At 68.7% G+C, this 16,095-nt stretch carries 11 protein-coding genes; 8 read left to right on the top strand and 3 right to left on the bottom strand.

Features of this window, described 5'->3' with window-relative positions:
• Positions 1–3 precede the first annotated feature (3 nt).
• The gene (gene mbtN / locus ACJH5R_RS11525; protein WP_406758640.1) at positions 4–1,170 is read left to right on the top strand and encodes a mycobactin biosynthesis acyl-ACP dehydrogenase MbtN; all 1,167 of its coding nucleotides are present in this window, start codon (positions 4–6) and stop codon (positions 1,168–1,170) included.
• On the opposite strand, the gene ACJH5R_RS11520 is transcribed toward mbtN, so the two are convergent.
• Positions 1,131–1,760, bottom strand: coding sequence for a GNAT family N-acetyltransferase (locus ACJH5R_RS11520; protein ID WP_406758574.1), 630 nt, complete (start codon positions 1,758–1,760; stop codon positions 1,131–1,133). The genes mbtN and ACJH5R_RS11520 overlap by 40 nt on opposite strands.
• A gap of 126 nt (positions 1,761–1,886) precedes the next feature.
• Between ACJH5R_RS11520 and ACJH5R_RS11515 the strand changes: the two genes are divergently transcribed.
• The 3 genes from ACJH5R_RS11515 to ACJH5R_RS11505 all read left to right on the top strand — a co-directional run bounded on the left by ACJH5R_RS11515 (position 1,887) and on the right by ACJH5R_RS11505 (position 6,969).
• A complete protein-coding gene (locus tag ACJH5R_RS11515) occupies positions 1,887–4,532 on the top strand; it encodes an ABC transporter ATP-binding protein/permease (RefSeq protein ID WP_406781971.1) in 2,646 nt (881 codons plus the stop codon).
• The gene (locus tag ACJH5R_RS11510) at positions 4,529–6,268 is read left to right on the top strand and encodes an ABC transporter ATP-binding protein (RefSeq protein ID WP_406781970.1); all 1,740 of its coding nucleotides are present in this window, start codon (positions 4,529–4,531) and stop codon (positions 6,266–6,268) included. The genes ACJH5R_RS11515 and ACJH5R_RS11510 overlap by 4 nt, the downstream gene beginning before the upstream one ends.
• A gap of 89 nt (positions 6,269–6,357) precedes the next feature.
• Positions 6,358–6,969, top strand: coding sequence for a DUF3060 domain-containing protein (locus ACJH5R_RS11505; RefSeq protein ID WP_406781969.1), 612 nt, complete (start codon positions 6,358–6,360; stop codon positions 6,967–6,969).
• A 15-nt stretch (positions 6,970–6,984) separates the two neighbouring features.
• On the opposite strand, the gene ACJH5R_RS11500 is transcribed toward ACJH5R_RS11505, so the two are convergent.
• The gene (locus ACJH5R_RS11500) at positions 6,985–8,523 is read right to left on the bottom strand and encodes a (2,3-dihydroxybenzoyl)adenylate synthase (protein WP_406781968.1); all 1,539 of its coding nucleotides are present in this window, start codon (positions 8,521–8,523) and stop codon (positions 6,985–6,987) included.
• Positions 8,524–8,609: 86 nt separating this feature from the next.
• On the opposite strand from ACJH5R_RS11500, the gene ACJH5R_RS11495 reads away from it, so the two are divergent.
• From ACJH5R_RS11495 to ACJH5R_RS11480, 4 genes are all read left to right on the top strand, one after another.
• Positions 8,610–12,032, top strand: coding sequence for an amino acid adenylation domain-containing protein (locus tag ACJH5R_RS11495; protein ID WP_406781967.1), 3,423 nt, complete (start codon positions 8,610–8,612; stop codon positions 12,030–12,032).
• Between the two features lie 227 nt (positions 12,033–12,259).
• A complete protein-coding gene (locus ACJH5R_RS11490) occupies positions 12,260–12,568 on the top strand; it encodes a hypothetical protein (protein WP_406758580.1) in 309 nt (102 codons plus the stop codon).
• 46 nt (positions 12,569–12,614) lie between these two features.
• A complete protein-coding gene (locus ACJH5R_RS11485; protein ID WP_406781966.1) occupies positions 12,615–14,819 on the top strand; it encodes a copper-transporting P-type ATPase in 2,205 nt (734 codons plus the stop codon).
• A 66-nt stretch (positions 14,820–14,885) separates the two neighbouring features.
• Entirely contained in the window at positions 14,886–15,572 is a 687-nt protein-coding gene (locus ACJH5R_RS11480; RefSeq protein ID WP_406781965.1) for a cutinase family protein, read from the top strand.
• A gap of 9 nt (positions 15,573–15,581) precedes the next feature.
• Here ACJH5R_RS11480 and ACJH5R_RS11475 read toward each other — a convergent pair whose 3' ends face one another.
• Positions 15,582–15,953, bottom strand: a complete 372-nt coding sequence (locus ACJH5R_RS11475) for a nuclear transport factor 2 family protein (RefSeq protein WP_406758582.1) — start codon at positions 15,951–15,953, stop codon at positions 15,582–15,584.
• Between the last annotated feature and the right edge of the window lie 142 nt (positions 15,954–16,095).

Below are 16,095 nucleotides of genomic sequence, written 5' to 3'. Positions count from 1 at the left end.
CAGGTGATTGCGGAGTCGGGTATCGACGCCTACCGCGGTTTGCTCAACGAGGTGTTCGACCAGCAGGTCGTGGATTGGACGGCCGAAGCCGAGGACAGCGGGCGCTTTCCCCGCAAGCTGATCGAACACCTGGGCCGGGCGGGAGTCTTCACCCAGAAGTGGGCGGGGGCGCAGCCCACCGATGTCGCCAAACTGCTGGAGCTGGCCTACGCGCTGGGACGGCTCGGGTCTGCCGGCATCGGAGTCGGTGTGAGCCTGCAGGATTCGTCGATCTCGATTCTGCACCGCTTCGGCCGTTCCGAGTACCTGAAGGACATCTGCCAGCGGGCCATCCGCGGCGAAGCGGTGCTGTGTATCGGCGCGTCGGAGGAGTCCGGGGGATCGGATCTCCAGCGCGTGCAGACCGAAGCCCGTTCCGTGCGTGACGGTTTCGAGGTGCGCGGCCGCAAGAAATTCGTGTCGCTGTCGCCCATCTCCGACCACATCCTGGTGCTGGCGCGCAGCATGGACCACGACGAGAACAGCCGGCACGGCAACGTCATGATGATCGCGGTGCCGACCGATCAGGTGCAGGTGCACGAGCCGTTCAGCAAGGTCGGGGCGGGCCCGCTGGACACCGCCCCGGTCGACATCGACACCTGGGTGCCCGCCGACGCCCTGATCGCCCGTCCGGGTACCGGGCTGGCTGCCATCTCTTGGGGCTTGGCGCATGAGCGCATGTCGATTGCCGGGCAGGTCGCCTCGTCGAGTCAGAAGGTCCTCGGTATCACCCACGCCCGGATGATGCACCGCACCCAATTCGGTGCCACCCTGTTCGAGCATCAGGCGCTGCGGCTCCGGATGGCAGACCTGCAGGCGCGCGTCGACCTGCTTCGCCACGGGCTCAACGGATTTGCCGCCGGGGGCAAGCTCGACTTGCGGACCTCCGCGGCGATGAAGGTTACCGCGGCGCGCCTGGGCGAAGAGGTGATCGCCGAGTGCATGCACATCTTCGGCGGGACCGGCTATCTGGTCGACGAGACCCCGCTCGGGCGCTGGTGGCGCGACATGAAGCTGGCCCGCATCGGCGGTGGTACCGACGAGGTGCTCTGGGAGCTGGTGGCAGCCGGGATGCGTCCCGACTACGACGGTTACGCCGAGCTGTTCGACAGCGGGTCGTCGTCGGGGTAGCGCAAGACCGCGTAAAGCGCCATCTTGCGATAACCCATGTCGTGTTCGCCCAGGAAGACGCCGCCGACGTATTCGGCCAGCCGGCGCATCGCCGTGTTGCGGTACTCGGGTTCGAACATCATCCGCCGGCACTGCGGCTCGAGGTCGAAGACATAGCGCATGATGCGCGGCAAAAGGATTGCCGCGAACCCACGATTGACCACCGTGGTATCGGCGACGGCGGCGTGAATGCCCAGATCATGCGGGTCGGCCGCATAGTACTTAGCGATGGAATCCTTTGCCGCCCGGTAGATCTCGATATAGCCGCCGTCTTGTCCGTTTCGGCTGACGATCAACGGCCGCGAATAGCTGCCGGTGACCTGGGCGGACAGATAGGCGCGCCAGCGCTCCGACGGCCAGGCGGACTCCCAGGTCTGCGCGAGATGCGGCCGGTTCATCCACTCGGAGATCATCTCGGCGTCGGCGTCCGGGTCAGCAACCCGGATCTCATACGGCTCGGCCAGCACCGGAATCGGGGGTGGCGGGACGCGGCGGACCTCGTCGGATAGGTCTGTCAGCTCGCGGTGCAGGATGGTTGCGGCGTCAGTCATAACGAGCAGTGAGCCTACCCGAGCATCTATTCGAGTAAGTGAGGGTAGGGTAACCTAGGTTCGGCTTGGCGGCGGGGCGCCGAGATCGGCTCCGCGGGGTGGGCCACCGTTGGCGAAAGGACCGTGATGGCGCGCGGGTTGCAGGGTGCGATTCTGCGGGGCTTCGGTGCCCGCGACCACACCGTGACGGTGCTCGAGACCAGCCGGATCGCCCCACATTGCATCCGGGTCTGGATGCATTCGCCGACCCTGTTCACCGACGCGGCCGTTGAACCCAGTGCCTGGCTGCGGTTCTGGTTCCCGGACCCGGACGGATCGGACACCGAGTTCCAGCGCGCCTACACGATCGCCGAGGGCGACGCCGAGACCGGACGATTCGCGGTCGACATGGTGCTGCACGAACCGGCCGGGCCGGCCACCCGCTGGGCCCGCACCGTGGAGCCCGGGGCCACGATCGCGGCGATGTCGCTGATGGGCTCGTCGCGCTTCGAGGTGCCCGATGCCGACTCGCAACCCGCCGGCTACCTACTCATGGGGGACTCGGCGTCGATACCGGGAATCAACGGAATCATCGGTACCGTCGCGCCCGACGTTCCGATCGAGCTCTACCTCGAACAGCACGACGACGACGATCTGCTGATCCCGCTGCGGGAGCACCCCCGGCTGCGGGTGCACTGGGTGCCGCGCCGTGACGCGAGCTCGCTGGCCGCGGCGATCGAGGCCCGGGACTGGTCGGACTGGTATGCCTGGGCCACCCCGGAAGCCGCGACTCTCAAGGTGCTGCGGACCCGGCTGCGCGACGAGTTCGGTTTCCCCAAATCCGAGATTCACGCGCAGGCCTACTGGACCGCCGGACGTGCCATGGGCACCCAGCGCGGGCCGGAAGACACCGCTAAGCCCGCGTCGACTCCGCCGGCATCAGACACAGGTGCGAGTGAGGTGCCCGGTTCATGCGGCGGTCCCAGCTTCGCCTCTCCTTCGCCGAGACTCGCTGAACCGCCGGGTGAGCGCACCGTCAACGCGAAGGGGGCGTGGCGCGCCCAGGCCGCGGGCCGGCTGCTCGGCGCGCTGAAGGTGCCGCTGATCATCTCCGGTGTCCTGCAGGCCCTGATCACACTGCTGCAGTTGGCCCCGTTCGTGCTGCTGGTGGAGCTGGCCCGACTGTTGGTCGCCGGCGCCCACGAGTCACCGCTGTGGACGGTCGGAATTGCCGCGCTCTCGCTGCTGGGCCTGGGCACCTTGCTGGGGGCGGGGCTGACGCTGTGGCTGCACGTCGTCGACGCCCGCTTCGCCAGCGCGCTGCGGACTCGGCTGCTGAGCAAGCTGTCACGGGTGCCGCTGGGCTGGTTCACCGCCCGCGGATCCGGCTCGATCAAGCAATTGGTCGCCGACGACACCCTGTCCCTGCACTATCTGGTCACCCACGCCATCCCCGATGCCGTCGCCGCCGTGGTAGCACCGGTCGCGGTGCTGGTCTACCTGTTCGTGGTGGACTGGCGGGTGGCGCTGGTGCTGTTCGTACCGGTGCTGGTCTACATGGTGCTGATGTCGGTGATGATGACCCAGTCCGGCCCCAAGATCAGTCAGGCGCAACGCTGGGCCGAGCGGATGAACGGCGAAGCCGGCACCTACCTGGAGGGTCAGCCGGTGATCCGGGTGTTCGGCGGGGCTGCCGCCTCCACGTTCCGTCGCCGCCTCGATGAGTACATCAACTTTCTCGTGGACTGGCAGCGGCCTTTCATCGGCAAGAAGACGCTGATGGATCTGGTCACCCGCCCGTCGACCTTCCTGTGGCTGATCATGCTGACCGGAACCCCGCTGATCATCTCCGGCCGAATGAACCCGGTGAACCTGCTGCCGTTCGTGTTGCTGGGCACCACCTTCGGCGCCCGCCTGCTGGGCATCGGCCTGGGGGTCGGCGGTATACGCGGCGGCATGCTGGCGGCCCGGCGGCTACAGATCGCCTTGGACGAGCCCGAACTCGCCGTCGAGCAGCGTGATTCAGCACCGGTAGACGCGGCTGGGACCGTGCGCTTCGAGACGGTCACTTTCGGCTATCGTCCCGGTGTCCCGGTGATCCGCGACGTGTCGTTGACACTGCGGCCGGGCACGGTGACCGCACTGGTCGGCCCGTCGGGCTCGGGCAAGTCGACGCTGGCCGCGCTGCTGGCTCGGTTCCACGACGTCGAGTCCGGATCGATATCGGTTGACGGACAAGATATCCGGTCGTTGACCGCCGACGAGCTGTATCGCCGGGTGGGATTCGTCCTGCAGGAGACGCAGCTGGTGCACGGCACTGTGCGTGACAACATCGCACTGGCGGTCCCGGACGCCACCGACGAGCAGGTGCAGGCCGCGGCACGCGAAGCCCAGATCCATGATCGGATCCTGCGGTTGCCCGACGGCTACGACACCGTGCTGGGTGCCGCCGCGGCGCTCTCCGGCGGGGAGCGGCAGCGGCTCACCATCGCCCGCGCCATCCTCGCCGACACGCCCGTCCTCATCCTGGACGAGGCCACCGCGTTCGCCGATCCCGAATCGGAATACCTGGTGCAGCAGGCGCTGAACAGATTGACCCAGGATCGCACCGTGTTGGTGATCGCCCACCGGCTGCACACGATCACCGGTGCCGATCAGATCGTCGTGCTCGACCACGGCAGCATCGTCGAACAGGGCAGCCACGACGAGCTGCTGGCCGCGCAGGGACGCTACCTGCAACTGTGGGAGACCGGCCACGCCGCGGTCACCGTCGGTGCGGAGGCGGGCCGATGATCCGGACCCTGATCCAACTGATCCCGCACGACCGTCGCGGCCGGATGTTCGGCTACGCCGCGCTGACGCTGCTGTCGGTGGCGGTGCGGGCGGCGGGCACCGTGCTGCTGGTTCCGCTGGTGAGCGCACTGTTCTCCGAGACCCCGAGCCGGGCGGTGCTCTGGCTGGGTTGGCTGACCGTGGCGACCGTCGCGGGTTGGCTGATCGACTTCGCCTGCGCCCGAATCGGATTCGACCTGGGCTTCGCCGTCCTCGATCACACCCAACATGACGTGGCCGACCGGCTACCCGGTGTGCGGTTGGGCTGGCTCACCGCCGAGAACACCGCGGACGCGCGACAGGCGATCGCTGCCACCGGCCCCGAACTGGTGAGCCTGGTGGTCAATCTGCTGACCCCGTTGATCAGCGCGATTCTGTTGCCGCCAGCGATCGCACTGGCCTTGCTCGGGGTGTCCTGGCAACTGGGGCTGGCCGCCCTGGGCGGGGTGCCGCTGCTACTGGGGGCGCTGTGGGCGTCCAACCGGCTCAGCGCCCGCGCGGACGCCGCGGCCGGCGACGCCAACACGGCCTTGACCGAGCGGATCATCGAGTTCGCCCGCACCCAGCAGGCGCTGCGCGCGGCGCGGCGCGTCGAACCCGAGCGCAGCACCGTCGGGCAGGCGCTCAGCGCCCAGCATGGCGCGGCGATGCGGCTGCTGCTCATGCAGATTCCGGGGCAACTGCTGTTCAGTCTGGCCAGCCAGGGCGCGCTGATCCTGCTGGCCGGCAGCACCACCGCGCTGACCGTGACCGGCACGCTGAGCGTTCCCGAGTCCATCGCGTTGATCGTGGTGGCGGCCCGCTACCTGGAACCGTTCACCGTCATCAGCGAGCTGGCGCCGGCGCTGGAGTCGACGCGGGCCTCCCTCGAGCGGATCCGCGCCGTGCTCACCGCGCCGGAGGTGACGGTCGGCCCCGGCCAGGCACCCGAGGGTGCCGCCGCGCCAAGCATCGAGTTCGACGACGTCACGTTCGGCTACGACTCGGCGGGCCCACCGGTGCTCGACCGAGTCAGCTTCACCCTGCAGGCCGGCACCACCACGGCAATCGTCGGGCCCTCCGGTTCGGGCAAGAGCACCATCTTGTCCCTGATCGCCGGACTGCATGAGCCCACCGGCGGCCGGGTGTTGCTCGACGGGGCGGACGCCACCGGGCTCGACGCCCCGTCACGGCGGGCCGCCACCAGCGTGGTGTTCCAGCATCCCTACCTACTCGACGGCACGATCCGCGACAACGTCCTGGTCGGAGACCCCGACGCCGATCAGGAGGCTTTCGGACGGGCCACCGAACTGGCCCGCGTCGACGAGCTGGTCGCCCGCCTGCCGGACGGCAGTGACACCAGGGTCGGAGAGGCCGGCGCGGCGCTGTCCGGCGGTGAGCGCCAACGGGTCAGCATCGCCCGGGCACTGCTCAAACCCGCACCGGTGCTGCTGGTCGATGAGGCGACCAGCGCGCTGGACACCGAGAACGAGGCGGCGATCGTCGCCGCGCTGAGCTCGGAGCTGCGCCCGCGCACGCGGGTGATCGTCGCGCACCGGCTGGCCAGTATCTCCCAGGCCGACCGAGTGCTGTTCATCGACGACGGCCGAGTCATTGAGGACGGCACGATCGACGAATTGCGTGCAGCCGGTGGACGTTTTGATGAGTTCTGGCGACAGCAGAACGATGCCGCCGGGTGGCAGATCCACGCCGGCTAGCGACTCGCCATCGATTTTGCGGTGGTCGCAAGCGCGGCGGAGCCGGGCGCAACGGGCCACCGCCATCGATTTAGTGCGATCATCGGAGCGTGAACGCCGACGATGACCCCGAGGCCCGGATACGGGAATTGGAGCGTCCGCTGTCGGGCTTCGCCCGCCCCGTGGAACTGACCGCCCCGACGGGTGCCGTCGACGGGCAGGCGCCGTCGCGGTCAGGAAACGGCCGTGGTCTCGCCATCGTCGTCAGTGTGATCGCCGCGGCAGTGGTGATCGCCGGCGCAGTCGCAGTGTTCCTGGTCTCCCATGACGTGACCAGCTCCGAGCCTAGGCGGCCCACCACGCCCAGCGGTTTCACCCCGATACCGTTGCCCTCCGAACCGCCGCCCGTTCCGGCGCCACCGGTCGCAGCGTCGCCTGCTGTCCCGGCTCCCGACAGCAGTGTCACCCTCATCATCGCTGGGGCTGGGGAGAACAAGACCCTGGCCTGCGACGGCCGCTACGTGTCGGTGAGCGGGGTCAGCAACACGGTGGAACTCACCGGCCAGTGCGCCGGTCTGACGGTCTCGGGCATCGGCAATGTCATCACCGTCGACTCCACGCCCAAGGTCACGGCATCGGGTCTGAACAACCGGATCACCTATCGCTCCGGGAACCCCGAGGTGAGCACCTCGGGGTTCGACAACGTCGTCGAACGTGGGTAGGCCCGCGAATTCGGTTCAGCCGAGCTGGCGGACCAACGCCTTCTTGTCGATTTTTCCGACCGCCGTAGTAGGTAGGGCCGGTAGCGTCGCCAGCTGATCGATCCGGACGTGGGTGGCGACCCCACATTCGTCGAGATGTCGGTTCAGCTCGGCCAGCGTCAACTGTGCACCGTTGAACACCACTGCAGCGCAAACCTTTTCGCCCAAGTATTGATCCGAAAGGCCGACCGCGGCAGCCGATCTAACCGCCGGATGCGCCAGCAGGTGCGTCTCCAACTCGTCGGCAGCGATGTTCTCGCCGCCGCGGACGATGACGTCCTTGATCCGCCCGGTCACCTCCAGGTAGCCGTTGGCCAGGCGACGGACCCGGTCCCCGCTGCGGTAGAAGCCATCCGGGCTGAAGGATCGCTCATTGGCCTCGGGAGCGTTGTAGTAGCCGTTGATGGTGTAGGGCCCGCGCACCATCAGCTCACCCTCGGATGCCTCTGCGCCGTCCTCGTCGACCACCCGCAACTCGTCGTCGGCGCACAACGGCCGGCCCTGCGTGGTGTCGAGCAACTCGGCTGCGTCGCCGGGCCGGGTATAGCAGAGCAACCCTTCGGCCATGCCGAACACCTGCTGCAGGCCCGGCGTCAGCACCTCCCGAATCCGGTGGGCGTCGCCCGCGGCCAGCTTGGCGCCGCCGACCTGCAGCAACCGCAGCGTCGTCGGCTTCTGCGGCTCCCAATCGCAGGCCTGCGCCCACAACGCGGCCAACGCCGGCACCAACGCGGTGACGGTCACCCGGTGACGGGCGATGGTGGCGAACGCCGCCTCCGGGCTGGGGTCGGCGCCGAAGACGGTGGCCGCCCCCACGGACATGGCGCCCAGCAGCCCCGGGCAGGCCAGCGGAAAATTGTGGGCTGCCGGCAACGCCGCCAGGTAGACGTCGTCAGCGGTCAGCTCACACAGCTGCGCGCTGGCGGTGGCGTTGTAGATGTAGTCGTTGTGGGTGCGGGGGATCAGCTTGGGCATCCCGGTGGTCCCACCGGAGACCAGCAGCAGTGCCGGCGCGCCTGGGTCCGGGGTGAATCGCGGCGCGGGGGAGTCGTCGGAGGCCTCATCGATGATGAGTCGCCTCAATCCCAGTTCGGCGGCCATCGCCGGATAGTCGAATCCCGCAGTGGTGTCAGGGATCACGATCCCGACCGCGTCGCTGACCGCCGCCAGATGCCCGATCTCGGCAGCACGGTGCCCGGGCAGGCACAGCACCGGAATGGCGCCCACCCGCAGCACCCCGAACAGCGTGACCGCGAACGCGCAACTGTTGGGCAACTGCAGCAACACCCGGTCACCGGCACTGACACCCAGCCGGTGCAGACCCGCCGCCGCGCGTTCGGCGCCGGCATCCAACTGCGCATACGACAGCGTCGCGCCGCCATCGATCACCGCCGGACGCTCGGGCCAGCGTGCGGCGGCGTCGTCGAGCAGCGATGCCAACGGCCGTCCGCTCCAGTAGCCGGCCGCGCGGTAGGCGGCCGCCCGCTCGTCGGGAAACGGTACGAACCCGCGCATATGTACTCCCTGGCTTACCGAAGACCGAACCTGGATAGAGTAGCTTCGAGAAATTAGGGCAGCCTAACGAAGGGTGGAGTGGCGCCGTGGGGCCGGACGAGATACGCGCGCAGGTCGCTGACCTGCTCGGCGCCGACGCCAGCGCCGTCGATCCCGAGGCCGACCTGGTCGGACAGGGCCTGGACTCGATCCGGATGATGAGCCTGGCCGGTCGCTGGCGCAAACAGGGCATTGACGTCGACTTCGCTGCGCTGGCCGCCGACCCGCGCATCGCCGCGTGGCAGGACCTACTGGGCGACCGGGGCGAACCCACACAGGTCGCCGCGCCGACGGACGACCCGAGCGATGCCTGCGCACCGTTTGCGCTGGCTCCCATGCAGCACGCCATGTGGGTGGGACGCGACGACGACGTCGCGCTCGGCGGGGTGGCCGGGCACCTCTATGTGGAGTTTGATGGGTCCGGCATTGATGCGGATCGGCTGGCCGCCGCCGCGGCCGCGCTGGCCGCCCGCCACCCAATGCTGCGGGTGCAATTCTCACCCGACGGCACCCAGCACATCCGGCCCGATGCCGAACTGCCCGTCGTGGTGCAGGACCTGCGTGGCTTGGATGCCGCCGAGGTGGCCCAGCGGCTGGACGCCACCCGGGTGGCGAAATCGCATCAGCAACTCGACGACGCGGTCTTCGAGCTCACGGTGTCGTTGCTGCCGGACGGGACCGCGCGTCTGCACGTCGACCTGGACATGCAGGCCGCCGACGCGATGAGCTACCGCACTCTGATGGCGGATCTGGCCACCGCCTACCGCGGGGAGTCGCTGCCGGAGTTGGGCTATACCTACCGGCAGTACCGTCACGCCACCGCCCACCGACAACCCGACGAGGACCACCGCCTGTGGTGGGCGCAGCGCATCCCCGAACTGCCCGACCCGCCCAAGCTGCCCCCGCCCGCGGGCGCCCCCGCTGACCCGCGGCGCAGCACCCGGCGGTGGCACCGGCTGGACCCGGACACCCGCGACGCGCTGTTCGCTGCGGCCCGTGCCCACGGCGTCACGCCGGCCATGACCTTGGCCGCTTCGTTCTCCCACACCCTGGCCAGTTGGTCGGACGGCCCACGCTTCCTGCTCAATGTGCCGCTGTTCGGCCGGGAACCGTTGCACGACGACGTGGATCGGCTGGTCGGTGATTTCACCTCGTCACTGCTGCTGGATGTGGATTTGAGCCAAGCCAGCACCGGCGCGCAGCGCGCACACGCGGTGCAGGACGCCATGCGCGCCGCCGCCGCACACGCCGACTATCCCGGCTTGGCGGTGCTGCGTGACCTGAGCCGCCACCGCGGCACACAGGTGCTGGCGCCGGTGGTGTTCACCAGCGCGCTGGGACTCGGGGAACTGTTCGCCGATGGGGTCACCGGCGCGTTCGGCACCCCGGTCTGGATCATCTCCCAGGGCCCGCAAGTGCTGCTGGATGCCCAGGTCACCGAGTTCGACGGCGGGATCCTGGTGAACTGGGACGTCCGCGAGGACATGTTCGCACCGGGCGTGATCGACGCCATGTTCGCCCACCACATCGCCGACCTGATCCGGCTGGCCGGCGGCGATGGCTGGGCAGAACCCGCGCCGGCAGCGTTGCCCGCCGACCAGGCCCAAGTGCGGGAGTCGGTGAACGCGGGCACCGCCGCACCCAGCGGGGAAACGCTGCAGGACGGGTTCTTTCGTCAAGCAGAACGCGATCCCGAGGCGGTCGCGCTGCTGCACGGGGCGGGGGAGCTGAGCTACGGCCGGCTACGCGATCAGGCGTTGGCGGTGGCCGCCGCGCTGCAGGAGCGCGGCGTGCGACCCGGTGACACCGTGGCCCTGCTGGGACCCAAGGGCGCCGAGCAGATTCCGGCGCTGCTGGGCATCCTGGCCGCCGGCGCGGTGTATCTGCCGATTGCCGCCGATCAGCCGCCCGAGCGCAGAGAGCGGATCCTGGCCTTGGGCGGTGCCGCGCTGGCGCTGGTGACCGGGGAAGCGGTGCCGGCGTTGAAGATTCCGGTGCTGGCGGTGTCCGATGCCCTGCAGCACCCCGGCGTGGTAGACCCGGTTCGCACCGATCCGGCCGAGCTGGCCTACGTGGTGTTCACCTCCGGCTCCACCGGCGAGCCCAAGGGCGTCGAGGTCACTCATGATGCCGCCATGAACACCATCGAAACCCTCAGCACCCGTTTTGGATTCGCGCCGAGCGACCGCAGCCTGGCGCTGCTGACCCTGGACGCCGACATGTCGGTGCTCGACGTCTTCGCCATGCTGCGGGCCGGTGCGGCCATCGTGATGGTCGACGAAGCCGACCGGCGCAGCCCCGAAGTGTGGGCGCAGCTGGTGGCACGCCACCGGGTCAGCGTGCTCAACCTGATGCCGGGCGCCCTGGAGATGTTGGCCGCCACCGGCGGCGAACTGTCGTCGGTGCGCGCGGTATTGACCGGAGGCGACTGGGTTCGCCCGGAACTGGCGCGACACTTCGCCGCGGTGGCACCCGGGGTGCGGTTCGCCGGGCTGGGCGGGGCCACCGAAACCGCCATCCATGCCACGCTGTGTGAGGTCGAGGGGGAACCGCCGGCGCACTGGGCCGCGGTGCCCTACGGCACCCCGCTGCCCAACATCGCCTGCCGGGTGGTGGGCGCCGACGGAGCCGACCGCCCCGACTGGGTGGCCGGCGAACTGTGGGTCGCTGGGCGCGGCATCGCCTCGGGCTACCGCGGCCGGCCAGACCTGACCGCCGAGAAGTTCGTCGAGTACGACGGCCGAACCTGGTATCGCACCGGCGATCTGGTCCGCTATCTGCCCGACGGCACACTGGAATTCGTCGGCCGCGCCGATCACCGGGTCAAAATCAGCGGCTATCGCATCGAACTCGGGGAGGTCGAATCCGCACTGCGTCGGCTGCCCGGGGTCGCCGAGGCGGTGGTGGTGGCTCTGACCGAGCCCGGTGGACGTGAGGTGTTGGCGGCCGCCGTGCGCACCGGTGATCCCGCGGTGAGCGTCGCCGGATTGCAGGCCGCGCTGGCCGAATCGCTGCCCGAGCACATGATTCCCCGTCAGCTGCAACTAGTTTCGGCGGTTCCCTACACCGTTTCGGGAAAGATCGACCGGCGGGCGGTGACGGCCGAGCTGGCCGCGGCAATGGCGGCCGGCGACGGCTACCGCGAGCCATCCGGTCCGCTGCAGCGTGCCCTGGCCGCGATCGTCGCCGAGGTGCTTGGTGCCGCCCGAGTCGGAGCTGACGACGACTTCTTCGCCCTGGGCGGCGATTCGGTGCTGGCCACCGCCGCGGTGTCACGCATCCGCACCTGGCTGGACGCCCCCCGCGCGGTGGTGGCCGACATCTTCGTCACCCGAACCGTCGCGGGGCTGGCTTCTCGGTTGGCTGCGGCTGAGACTGATCCCGGTCGGTTGGATGCGGTCGCCGAGATCTACCTGGAAGTGGCGCAGCTCGATGCTGCCGATCTGCTGGCGGCAATCGGCGAGGAGTGAGCCAGGGGAGTCGCCGATTCAGCCGGCGACCTCCAAAGCCCACCTTTCGCCGAGGCCGGCGATGGGTGCGCCGGACGGTTTTCGGAAAGGCGACTTCCCGCTGTTGCTTTCGCACGCCGTCGACGGTCTGCCGGCAGTCCGTTGCGACAGGCTTACCGGCGTTGTACAGTCGAACGCGATATACCCATACCCCCTTAGGGTATAAACGGCAGCCGAAAGGAGTCGAAATGGGGATCGTCCACAGGCTCGGCCGTATTGTGCGCGAGCGCCGACGTGCCATCGCGGCCACCATGGCCTTCGTCGGTGTCACGGCGGGAGTCTTTTTCGTCGGAGCCTGGGCTGGAGCCTCCGGGGCGGTTACGCTAAGTCCGGTAACGGCCGCCGCGTTGCATGCTCCGAATGCGCCTTCGCCCAACGGGTCCGAGCACGACGGCGGTAGCTCGCACAAGTCGGGTCCGGGAATGTCTCACCACAAGATGTCTCCGGAGATGTCGAAGGACAAGCAGATGCCGGACAAAAAATGCTGCGACAAATAGCAATTCACGCCGAGCAATCGGTCTGGGGTTCGATGGGCTGCTGCGCATGACAGCGCAGACCGGCCGCGAGCGGCACGACGAGCACGATCACTGCGGCGCCGGCGTCGAGCCTTCGGGCGTGCCGGAGGCGTCGGAATACACCTGCCCGATGCACCCGGAGATTCGCCAGCCGGGCCCGGGGTCATGCCCGATCTGCGGCATGGCGCTGGAACCGGTCCTGGTCACCGCTGACGCAGGTCCCAACCACGAACTTGCCGACATGACCCGCCGCTTCTGGGTGGGCCTCGCGTTGGCACTGCCAGTGGTCGTGCTGGCCATGGGCGGCCACCTGTTCGGCTGGGTGCCGGACGTCATCTCTTCGTCGGTATCGGCCTGGATCCAGTTGGCGCTGGCCACTCCCGTGGTGTTGTGGGCAGGATTGCCGTTCTTTGTCCGCGGCTGGGATTCGGTGCGCACCGGCCACTTGAACATGTTCACCCTCATCGCGATGGGCACCGGCGTGGCCTGGGTGTACAGCGTGGTCGCCACGGTCGCGCCCGGTGTCTTCCCCGACTCGTTCCGGACTATGGGCGCCGTCGACGTCTACTTCGAGGCGGCAGCCGTCATCACCGTCTTGGTGTTACTCGGCCAAGTGCTGGAACTGCGGGCGCGCGAGCAGACCTCCGGCGCCATCAGGGCCCTGCTCAATCTGGCACCCAAGACTGCCCGGCGAATCCGTTCGGATGGTGCCGACGAGGAGATCAGCCTCGACGACGTGCAGCTCGGCGATCAGCTGCGGGTGCGGCCCGGCGAGCGGGTGCCGGTCGACGGCACGGTCGAGGACGGCAGATCCACGATCGACGAGTCGGTAGTGACCGGCGAATCGATGCCGGTCACCAAAACCGCCGGCGACACTGTCATCGGCGGCACCATCAACCAGTCCGGCGGGCTGGTCATGCGCGCGGAAAAGATCGGCCGGGACACCATGCTGGCGCGGATAGTGGCCATGGTCGCGCAGGCGCAGCGCTCTCGAGCGCCGATCCAGCGGATCGCCGACCGAGTCGCCGGAGTATTCGTACCCGCGGTGATCGTCGTCGCGGTGATCGCGTTCATCGTATGGGGACTGTTCGGTCCCGACCCCAAGCTGGCGCACGCCCTGATCGTCGCGGTCACGGTGTTGATCATCGCGTGTCCCTGTGCGCTGGGGCTGGCCACGCCGATGTCGATCATGGTCGGAGTGGGCCGCGGAGCCAGGCTGGGCGTGTTGATCAAGAACGCTGAGGCGCTGGAACGCATGGAGAAGGTCGACACCCTGGTCGTCGACAAGACCGGCACGTTGACCGAAGGACATCCCGCGGTGACGGACATCGTCGCTGCGTCCGGTTTCGATCCCGCCGAGATCCTTCGACTGGCCGCAGGTGTCGAGCGGGCCTCCGAGCACCCGCTGGCGCAAGCCATCGTCGCGGCGGCGGCGGACCGCGGCCTGGTCGTTCCCGCCGTCGACGGCTTCGACGCACCGGCCGGTCGCGGCGTGATCGGCGTCGTCGAGGGCCGCCGTGTCGTGGCGGGCAACGCCGAGTTCCTCATCTCGCAGCGGATCGACGTCAGCTCGTTGGAGGCCGACGCCAACCGGCTGCGGTCGGATGGCGCCACGGCCATCTATCTGGGCGTCGACGGCCGGGCGGCCGGCATCTTCGCCATCGCCGACCCGGTCAAGCCGACGACTCCGGCGGCGCTGGCCGCGTTACGCCGTGCAGGTATCGACATCGTCATGCTGACCGGCGACAACCGGGTGACCGCCGAGGCCGTCGGACGTCGCCTGTGGATCGACCGGATTGAGGCCGATGTGCTGCCCGATCAGAAGAGCGATGTCGTCACCAGGCTGCGCACCGACGGGCGGGTGGTGGCGATGGCCGGGGACGGCGTCAACGACGCTCCGGCGCTGGCTGCCGCCGACGTCGGGCTGGCCATGGGCGGCGGCACCGATGTGGCCATGGAAAGCGCTGGAGTCACCTTGCTCAATGGCGAACTCACCGGCATTGTGCGCGCCCGCGAACTCTCCCGGATGACCGTGGCCAACATCCGGCAGAACCTCTTCTTTGCGTTCGCCTATAACGCCGTCGGCATTCCGATCGCCGCCGGAATCCTCTACCCGGCGTTCGGGCTGCTGCTGTCACCGCTGATCGCCGCGGCCGCCATGTCCCTGTCGTCGATCAGCGTGATCGGCAATGCGCTGCGATTGCGCACCCAGCGTCTGACCGAAGATAGCTGAAAAACGCAGGTAAACGCTGGGATAGGGGCTGGTGGAGCGTGGTCGGTGTGTGCCAGCATCGGTGATATGAAAGCGCGCCGATCGCTCTTGTTGCTCAGTGTTCCGGTGGTGGCGGCGTTGGCTGCGCTGCCCGGCGCCCCGGTCGTCCCCTCCGCCTCGGCTGCCGGCTGTCCCGACATTGAGGTGACCTTTGCCCGGGGAACCGCCGAACCGCCCGGTGTCGGCGGAGTCGGCCAGAAGTTCATCGATGCACTGCGCTCGCAGGTCGGGGGGCGCTCGGTCGGCGTATACGCGGTCAATTACCCGGCAGGCGAGGACTGGTCGCCCTCGGCGTCCGCCGGTGCCGGCGATGCGAACGCCCACGTTCAATCCATGGTTGCAACCTGTCCGAAGACCAAGCTGGTGCTCGGCGGCTATTCGCAAGGCGCGATGGTCATCGATCTGATCACCATTGCGCGGGCATCGGTGGCGGGCTTCACCGCCGCGACGCTGTCCGAGGAGGAAGCTGCGCACGTGGCCGCGGTCGCGGTGTTCGGCAATCCCACCGACCGGTACCTGGGCGGGCCGATCAGCGAGATCAGCCCCTGGTACGGGGCCAAGGCGATCGACCTGTGTGCCGACGGCGATCCCATCTGCACTCCGGGAGCCCTGGCGCTGCCCTCACATGACGAGATGTTCTCCGCTCCGCACCTGTCCTATGCACAGTCGCCGATGCCCGCTCAGGCCGCGGGCTTCGTGGCGAGCCATCTCTGACCCAGGGCTTTACCCGACTACCTCCGAGGCCCAGTACTCACGCAGGCTGGCGATCTGATCGCCGGCGAATTCCAGGATGGCGACTTCCCGCATCCGTTTTCGCACGTTCTGGACGCGGTCGACGAAGGTCGCCTCCCACTCGGCGACCACTGTGCTGCCGTCGGTGGCGGTGTAGAGGTTGAGCAATCGGGCGTCGATATCGGCCTGTCCCTCGACGACCTTGCGCTGCCAGTAGTCGCGGATCCCGGCTCGGTTGCGGATGGGTTCGCCCAGCACCCGCTCGTGGTAGGTGGCGTCGTCGGTGAAGATCGTGACGATGAGCTCGGGGTCCTGTTGGGTCCAGGCCCGCAGGTAGGTATCGATCGTGGTGCGGACATCCATCAGGGGAGTGTGGCCCACGGCGCGGCCCCGCCCTCACCGAACGTGCATTCAGCGCGAGGAAACGGGCCAAAAAACGCGCTCAGTGCACGCTCGGTGCAGCGGAGGGTCCAGGACCGGCCGAGAGGCGCCCGGATTTCCGGCA

It is taken from the genome of Mycobacterium sp. SMC-19, assembly GCF_045310815.1.
Taxonomy (GTDB): Bacteria; Actinomycetota; Actinomycetes; order Mycobacteriales; family Mycobacteriaceae; genus Mycobacterium.
This window is presented reverse-complemented; position numbering and strand designations above follow the sequence as displayed.